The sequence below is a fragment of the Streptococcus caprae genome, from assembly GCF_042649745.1.
Classification (GTDB): Bacteria; Bacillota; Bacilli; order Lactobacillales; family Streptococcaceae; genus Streptococcus; species Streptococcus caprae.
Genome location: NZ_JBHRZV010000001.1, coordinates 20,705 through 28,074 on the forward strand (window position 1 = coordinate 20,705; position 7,370 = coordinate 28,074).

5 protein-coding genes are annotated in these 7,370 nt (G+C 44.0%); all 5 read left to right on the forward strand.

The window, feature by feature from the left end:
* Positions 1 to 157: 157 nt before the first annotated feature.
* The 5 genes from aspS to ACFORF_RS00115 all read left to right on the forward strand — a co-directional run bounded on the left by aspS (position 158) and on the right by ACFORF_RS00115 (position 7,172).
* Positions 158 to 1,906, forward strand: a complete 1,749-nt coding sequence (gene aspS / locus ACFORF_RS00095) for an aspartate--tRNA ligase (RefSeq protein WP_380424113.1) — start codon at positions 158 to 160, stop codon at positions 1,904 to 1,906.
* Positions 1,899 to 2,849, forward strand: a complete 951-nt coding sequence (locus ACFORF_RS00100; RefSeq protein WP_380424115.1) for a YitT family protein — start codon at positions 1,899 to 1,901, stop codon at positions 2,847 to 2,849. Before aspS ends, ACFORF_RS00100 begins: the two co-directional genes overlap by 8 nt.
* A 44-nt stretch (positions 2,850 to 2,893) precedes the next feature.
* On the forward strand, positions 2,894 to 3,778 hold the full coding sequence (locus tag ACFORF_RS00105) for a YitT family protein (RefSeq protein ID WP_380424117.1): 885 nt from the start codon (positions 2,894 to 2,896) through the stop codon (positions 3,776 to 3,778).
* A 1-nt stretch (position 3,779) separates the two neighbouring features.
* Positions 3,780 to 5,099 (forward strand): DUF3329 domain-containing protein, encoded by a 1,320-nt coding sequence (locus ACFORF_RS00110; RefSeq protein ID WP_380424119.1) that lies wholly within the window; start codon positions 3,780 to 3,782, stop codon positions 5,097 to 5,099.
* Positions 5,100 to 5,654: 555 nt separating this feature from the next.
* Positions 5,655 to 7,172 (forward strand): prolyl oligopeptidase family serine peptidase, encoded by a 1,518-nt coding sequence (locus tag ACFORF_RS00115; RefSeq protein WP_380424121.1) that lies wholly within the window; start codon positions 5,655 to 5,657, stop codon positions 7,170 to 7,172.
* Positions 7,173 to 7,370: the final 198 nt, after the last annotated feature.

The window sequence follows — 7,370 nt, forward strand, 5'->3', positions numbered from 1 at the left end:
TCATACTCTTCCAAAATTTCATAAGACATCCTGAGGTTTCCTTGCCTAACTCCAGTTATGTCTGCGTCAACCTGTTTTGTCTAATGAGATTTTGAGTGAGTATTAACCGTATTGGAAAGGAATGTGGCTTGTAGGTCAGGTCGCAGGGAAAAAATGAATGAAACGTAGTATGTATGCTGGGCGTGTTCGTGGGGAGCATGTCGGTCAGGAAATCACTTTAACGGGTTGGGTCAGCCGTCGTCGGGACCTGGGTGGATTGATTTTTATTGACCTTCGTGACCGTGAGGGAATCATGCAGTTGGTCATCAATCCTGAGACGGTAAGTCCAGAGGTTGTGGCCCAGGCTGAGAAGTTGCGCACAGAGTTTGTCATCGAGGTGACTGGTGTGGTGGCTGAGCGTGAGCAGGCCAATGACAAACTACCAACGGGTGCCGTTGAACTGCAGGTGTCAAGTCTGACAGTCCTCAACACAGCTAAGACAACGCCTTTTGAAATCAAGGACGGTATTGAGGCTAACGACGATACTAGAATGCGCTATCGCTACTTGGATCTTCGTCGTCCAGAGATGTTGGAAAACCTTAAACTACGTGCCAAGGTGACCCACAGTATCCGCAATTATTTGGATGATTTGGAATTTATTGATGTGGAAACCCCGATGTTGACCAAGTCAACACCAGAAGGAGCGCGTGATTACCTGGTGCCATCGCGCGTGTCGCAAGGACATTTCTATGCCCTGCCTCAAAGTCCACAGATTACCAAGCAGTTGCTGATGAATGCTGGTTTTGACCGCTATTACCAAATCGTTAAATGTTTCCGCGATGAAGACTTGCGTGGGGACCGTCAGCCTGAGTTTACCCAAGTAGACTTGGAGACGTCTTTCTTGAATGATCAGGATATCCAAGACATCGTTGAAGGACTCTTGGCCAAGGTCATGAAGGACACCAAAGGTATCGAGGTCGCTCTGCCATTCCCACGAATGAGCTATGATGTGGCGATGAACAGCTATGGTTCGGACAAACCAGACACCCGCTTTGACATGCTCTTGCAGGATGTGACGGCTCTTGTCCGTGGTCTGGATTTTAAGGTCTTCTCTGAAGCACCTGTCGTTAAGGCTATTGTGGTTAAGGGGCATGCGGATCAATATTCGCGTAAGGACATCGATAAGATGACGGAATTGGCCAAGCAACATGGTGCCAAAGGCCTAGCCTGGGTTAAGGTGACGGACGGTGCTTTGGCAGGTCCGGTTGCTAAGTTCCTGACAGCAGTAGAAGCTGACTTGACCAGCGCGCTTGACTTGGCTGAAAACGACCTGGTGCTCTTTGTGGCAGATACACTTGAAGTGGCTAACAATACTCTCGGTGCCCTGCGTGGTCGCATCGCTAAGGAACTCGGCCTCATCGATGAGAGCAAGTTCAACTTCCTCTGGGTTGTTGACTGGCCAATGTTTGAATGGTCTGAGGAAGAAGACCGCTATATGTCTGCCCACCACCCCTTCACCTTGCCAACTGAAGAAACTGTGGCAGACTTGTCTGGTGACCTGAGCAAGGTTAAGGCAGTGGCCTATGACATCGTGCTCAATGGCTACGAACTGGGTGGCGGTAGTCTACGGATTTACCGTAAGGACCTGCAAGAACAAATGTTCAAGGCTCTCGGATTCTCAGAAGAAGAAGCCTACGAACAATTTGGTTTCCTCTTGGAAGCTATGGATTATGGTTTCCCACCACACGGTGGTTTGGCCATCGGTCTTGACCGTCTCGTAATGCTCTTAGCAGGCGAGGATAACATCCGCGAAGTGATTGCCTTTCCTAAAAATAATAAGGCTGCTGATCCAATGACTCAGGCGCCAAGTACTGTTGCCCAAAAACAATTGACAGAACTTGCCTTGCAAGTAGACATTCATGAGTAAGAAAACCCCAATACAGAAAAAACTAAATTATTACCTTAATCGCCTTGCCAAGCGCTATGGTTTGCTGAAAACGGTGAGAAGTATATCTAGAGAAAAGTATGCAGAGAAAATCTCTGCATCGCTTTTCTATGGACTTTTGTCAGCCATTGCGGTTAATTTCTTCTTTCAACCGGGTCATGTCTATTCCAGTGGTGTGACCGGGCTGGCTCAGATTATCTCAAGCGTTGCGGAGCATCACTTTGGATTTAACCTGCCGGTCTCTATCGTGTTTTATGCCATCAATTTGCCTCTCTTGGTTCTAGCATGGCGGAGCATTGGGCATAAGTTTACCGTCTTTACCTTTATCACGGTAACCCTGAGTTCGGTCTTCATCCAAATCGTTCCCCAGGTGACCTTGACAACGGACCCCATTATCAATGCTATTTTTGGTGGCTTGGTCATGGGAGTTGGAATTGGCTATGGCTTGATGAACAATATCTCCAGCGGTGGGACAGACATTGTCTCCTTGACCCTGCGTCGCAAGACGGGGCGTGAGGTGGGTAATATTTCACTCATGGTGAACGGAGTTATCATGGTCTTTGCCGGCCTTCTCTTTGGTTGGAAGTACGCCCTCTATTCCATGGTGACGATTTTCGTCTCAAGTCGTGTGACTAACGCCCTCTACACCAAGCAAAAGAAAATGCAGGCCATGATTGTTACCAGTCGTCCTGAAAAAGTAACCAAGGTCATTCATCGTCGTTTGGGCCGAGGCGTGACCCTGATAAATGAGGCTGAGGGCACCTATAATGGTGAGAAAAAGGCCATTCTTCTCACCATTATCACACGCGCAGAGTTTGCTGATTTTAAATATTTGATGAAAAAAGCTGATCCATCAGCCTTTATCTCAGTTGCTGAAAATGTCCAAATCATTGGTCGCTTTGAAGACGATAAGGGGACGAGATAAAGGGGTTAAGATGGGGCTGAACAAGAAGCTAGCAAAGGAGTTTTATGGCAAAGCAACATTCACATTCTTCCTTTAATCCTGTCCATTTGGCTCTTATTACCTTGGGTGTGGCCATCTATACCTTTGGTTTTGTCAAGTTCAACATGGCCAATCATTTGGCAGAAGGTGGCCTGGCTGGGCTGACTTTGATTATTTATAATCTCTTTGGCATCGATCCGGCCTATACGTCTTTTCTGTTTAACCTACCCTTGTTTGTCATGGGGGCTCGGGTTTTTGGACGGCGTTCGCTATATTTGACCATTTATGGAACAGTGACCATGTCGATTTTCATTTGGATTTGGCAGAAGGTTCCCCTAGTCATTGACCTCAAGCACGATATTCTGGTTGCTGCCCTCTTGGCAGGGATGTTTGCTGGTCTGGGAAGTGGCTTGGTCTTTCGCTATGGGGCAACGACTGGTGGCGGTGACATCATCGGACGTCTGGTTGAAGAAAAGACAGGGCGTCAAATCGGTCAAACTCTCTTGATGGTGGACGCGGTTGTCTTGACCCTCTCCTTGACCTATATCGACCTCAATCACATGGTCTACACCCTGATTGCAAGCTTTGTTTTTAGTCAAGTGCTGACCATGGTAGAAAAGGGTGGTTACTCTGTGCGGGGGATGCTGATTATTTCCAAGGCTTCTGAGCAGATTGCAGCGACTATTCTTAGTGAAATCAATCGCGGAGTGACCTATTTAAACGGGAGCGGTGCCTATTCGGGTAAGGATGTTAAGGTACTCTATGTGGCTCTCAACCCTTCCGAGGTGCTGATTGTCAAGGATATCGTTGCAGAACAAGACCCGGATGCCTTTGTCTCTGTCCTTAATGTGGAAGAAGTTGTTAGTTCAGACTTTAAAATCAGACGGAAGAATTTTGATAAGGAAGTTTAGTATGAATAAAATAGAGAAATGGCATAGAGGAATTATCCTTTGTCTCGGCTTTTTTCTACTGTATTTAGCTAATCACTGGACTTTGTTGACCTCAGATGATTATATGTATCACTTTGTCTTTAAAGACACCTTGCCGACTGCTAATCTAGAAAAGATTCATGGAATTTGGTCAATTATTCGTTCCCAATATGTTCATTGGCAGTTATGGAATGGTCGCTATGTTTCACATGCAATTGTTCAATTTCTGACACAGTTTGACGGATATGTTTTTGATATTCTTAATAGCTTAGCTTTTCTTACGTTGATAAGATTAAGCTGTCAGTTTATTTCGTTTATAATGGCCAAGCGGATTTCCCCTATTTGGTATTTGTTAGCCTTTCTTTATTATTGGTTGTTTTTACCTAGTTTTGGGCAAACGGCTTTATGGTTGTCTGGGTCTGTGAATTACTTGTGGACTAGCTTGTTCTACCTCACTTTTCTTCTTTATTTTGTCAAAACACTAGAGTATTCAAAAGTGGAATGGTATCAGAAGCTCTCTCTTTTTTTCCTTGCCTTTTTAGCTGGCGCCTGCAATGAAAACTCTTCTCCAACAATAATTTTAATTGCTTTCGTATTTCTAATATATAAGGACGGCTTTTCTAAAAAAATTTGTCTTTCTCATTTCATGAGTCTAGGTATAGCTGGATTAAGTTTTTTAACGATTTTGCTATCTCCTGCTTCTCAAACGCGGGGACAGTCAGATTTAAACATAGCGATTGTCAGTGAGCGATTGTTTTTGATTTTTAATCAACTATGGTCTCAGTTCGCTTATCTTTATATTGGGCTGCTGTGCCTTTTCTGTGTGATACGATTCCAAAAACTTGAGTTTAAAGAATTAGAATTATTCTGGGTCATGGTTCTCTTTGTTGGCCATTTGGTTGCAGCTGTCATTCTTTTTGTTTCTCCAGAAATACCTGACCGGACCCTCTTTTGCTCGGCAATTTTGCTTGGTCTTACTTTGGGCATGCTTTTGCTTAAATGCAAGTGGTCCCTATTCCTTCAACTAGTTGTTGTTAGCTCATTTCTTGTTCTTTTTTCTATGAGTTATACGAGAGCCATCATGGATATTCATCAATCTTATCTTGAGGTGCGAGCTCAGTATCAGGCTATAGAAAAATCTGATCCGAACACAATAGTCGTGGTAACGAAGCTATCTGAACCTAAGTCGACTTATAATGCATACAGATTAACGAATAATTTAGCTGATTTCCCTGATTATTGGTTTAATCAATGGATGGCAGCTTATTTTGAAGTAAAGGGTATTGTAGGGATAGAAAAATAATTTTAGGTTGCCTTTAGTTTTCTTTAAGCAAGGTTAGCTATACTATAACCATCCTAAAACTTTTCACTGCCTAAGGCAGTATCGTCATCCCTAAGTGCCAAAGCACCAAGGGCTGGCAAATCTTTTTCATAAATCTCCTGAGAACGCCGGCTTGTATGAGCTGGTGTTTTCGTTTGCTTTTTCAAAACTTAAATAGTTTTGGCATCGTTGTTAGCCGGTGATTTTGCTTTAGAAATGTAGAAAACTAAAAGACGAAATCAAGAAAACGCTTGCAATTCTTGTTGAGAAGTGTTACTATGAACAGGTAAGGATTGTTACTGTTTATACTCAATCAAAATCAGGATTAGACAAGGCAGGTTGACGCAGACATAACTGGAGTTAGTCAAGGAAACCTAACGATGAATAATTTTGATTTTGGAAGAGTATTTAATCAGGCAAAACCTAAATGATAGCCCCCAATCAGCAGATTTTCTGTTGGTCGTTTCGGTGTTCATTTAGGTTTTTTGCGTGATGTAGGGCAATCAGAACATACCAATTTATTTTAGGAGGGTTTTTATGAAAAAACTTATGAAGTTTGGTTTGGTATCTCTTGCAGCTTTAGCTCTAGTTGCTTGTTCGACCAAGGCCAAGGAAGACAAGACAGAGCAGTCTACCATTGCAGCCTCCAAGGTTAGCATCAATGTGACCGGCTATGAGTTTGGTCCGTCGGTCAATAAGATAATTGTTCAGTTGGATAAACCGATTAAGACAGTTGACGCTAGCAAGGCTAAGATTGAAACAGCCAAGTCTGATCGTACGATTGAGAAGGCTTATGTTTCTGATGCGGATGGCAATGCCCTCAGTGATGGCACAGAGGGTCAATATGTGACCTTGGAGTTGGCGGTGACCTTCGATGCTCAAAAGGTAACAGCTCCGGGAACTCCTTTTACCTATAGTTTGGAAACCTTCCAAAACACTTGGTCAGTGGATTATCCGGTTAAGATCTCAGGATTGACCTTGACCTCAGGTGAGACAGATTATACCCTGGAAACTGAGGCTGATGCCATTGCTAACCGTGTATCAGCAGATTTAGCAGCCTTTACCAATAGAGGTAGTCGAACAGGCACTTATACTAATGACTTTACGGGTCAGGATGAAGAAGTGACGCTTCAATATGCAGCTTACGAACCGGATAGTCTGGCAGGTGGAAGTGCTAATCCGCTTGTCATCTGGTTGCATGGCCAAGGAGAAGGTGGTACCGATACTGATATTACCCTTTTGGGGAATGAAGTCGTTGCCCTGGCGCGCCCAGAAATTCAAGGGCACTTTACTTCTGAAGACCAAACAGGGGCCTATGTTCTAGCAGTACAGACTAAAACCTATTGGATGGATGAAGGAGATGGGACCAATGGTGCAGGCTCTGGAGTGTCTCGTTATACGCAAGCTCTGATGGATACCATTGATGAATACGTAACTAACCATCCTGACGTCGATACCAGCCGTATCTATCTGACTGGGGGCTCAAACGGTGGTTACATGACTCTTAACATGGCTGTGAACTACCCAGACTACTTTGCAGCCCTAGTGCCACAAGCAGCAGCTTATTCTTACTATAACTATGAACGAGACGATAATGGTGCCTATACCTTGGTTGATAGCGACAAGAGCTTGTCAGGTAAGGCTATGGTGCGGACAGAGGATGTCTACTTCACAGATGAAAAACTGGAAGCCTTGACCAATCAGCCGATCTGGTTCCTACATGCGGCTAATGACACTGTCGTCGACCCTACTACCTATGCTCTACCGGTTTATAAGGCTTTGGTCGATAGCGGAGCTAGCAACAAGTGGTTTTCTTACTATGAAAGTGTTGAGGGAAGTGACCTTCCAGGAACTTCTTACATGGGCCACTGGTCATGGACATATTTCTTCAACAATAAGATGTCTGGTGTTCAAGACCCAGCTAAAATTATCGAAGCTGAAGGTATTACTGGTTTTGAGCCAAGCAATGCCAGCAATGGAGGGACTGCAACTGCTGAAGTTGATGGCGTAACTTATACTAATGTTTTTGACTGGCTAAATGCCCAGACAAAATAAATAAAGTGATCTAGAAAAGTTTTAGGTTGCCTTTAGTTTTCTTTAAGCAAGGCTAGCTATACTATAACCATCCTAAAACTTTTTCTTTTTCATAAATCTCGGCTCTTTGTCAACTGTAGTGGGTTGACCAATTTAACACCGAGAGAGGACAGGACTTGTCTTCTCTCGTTTTATGTTTATGGCAATGAAAATACGAGT

What these genes read in the sequence shown, in the direction of transcription:
- aspS (WP_380424113.1), top strand. Translation starts at nt 158, where the DNA reads ATGAAACGTAGTATGTATGCTGGGCGTGTTCGTGGGGAGCATGTCGGT.
- ACFORF_RS00115 (WP_380424121.1), top strand. Translation starts at nt 5,655, where the DNA reads ATGAAAAAACTTATGAAGTTTGGTTTGGTATCTCTTGCAGCTTTAGCT.
- ACFORF_RS00100 (WP_380424115.1), top strand. Translation starts at nt 1,899, where the DNA reads ATGAGTAAGAAAACCCCAATACAGAAAAAACTAAATTATTACCTTAAT.
- ACFORF_RS00105 (WP_380424117.1), top strand. Translation starts at nt 2,894, where the DNA reads ATGGCAAAGCAACATTCACATTCTTCCTTTAATCCTGTCCATTTGGCT.
- ACFORF_RS00110 (WP_380424119.1), top strand. Translation starts at nt 3,780, where the DNA reads ATGAATAAAATAGAGAAATGGCATAGAGGAATTATCCTTTGTCTCGGC.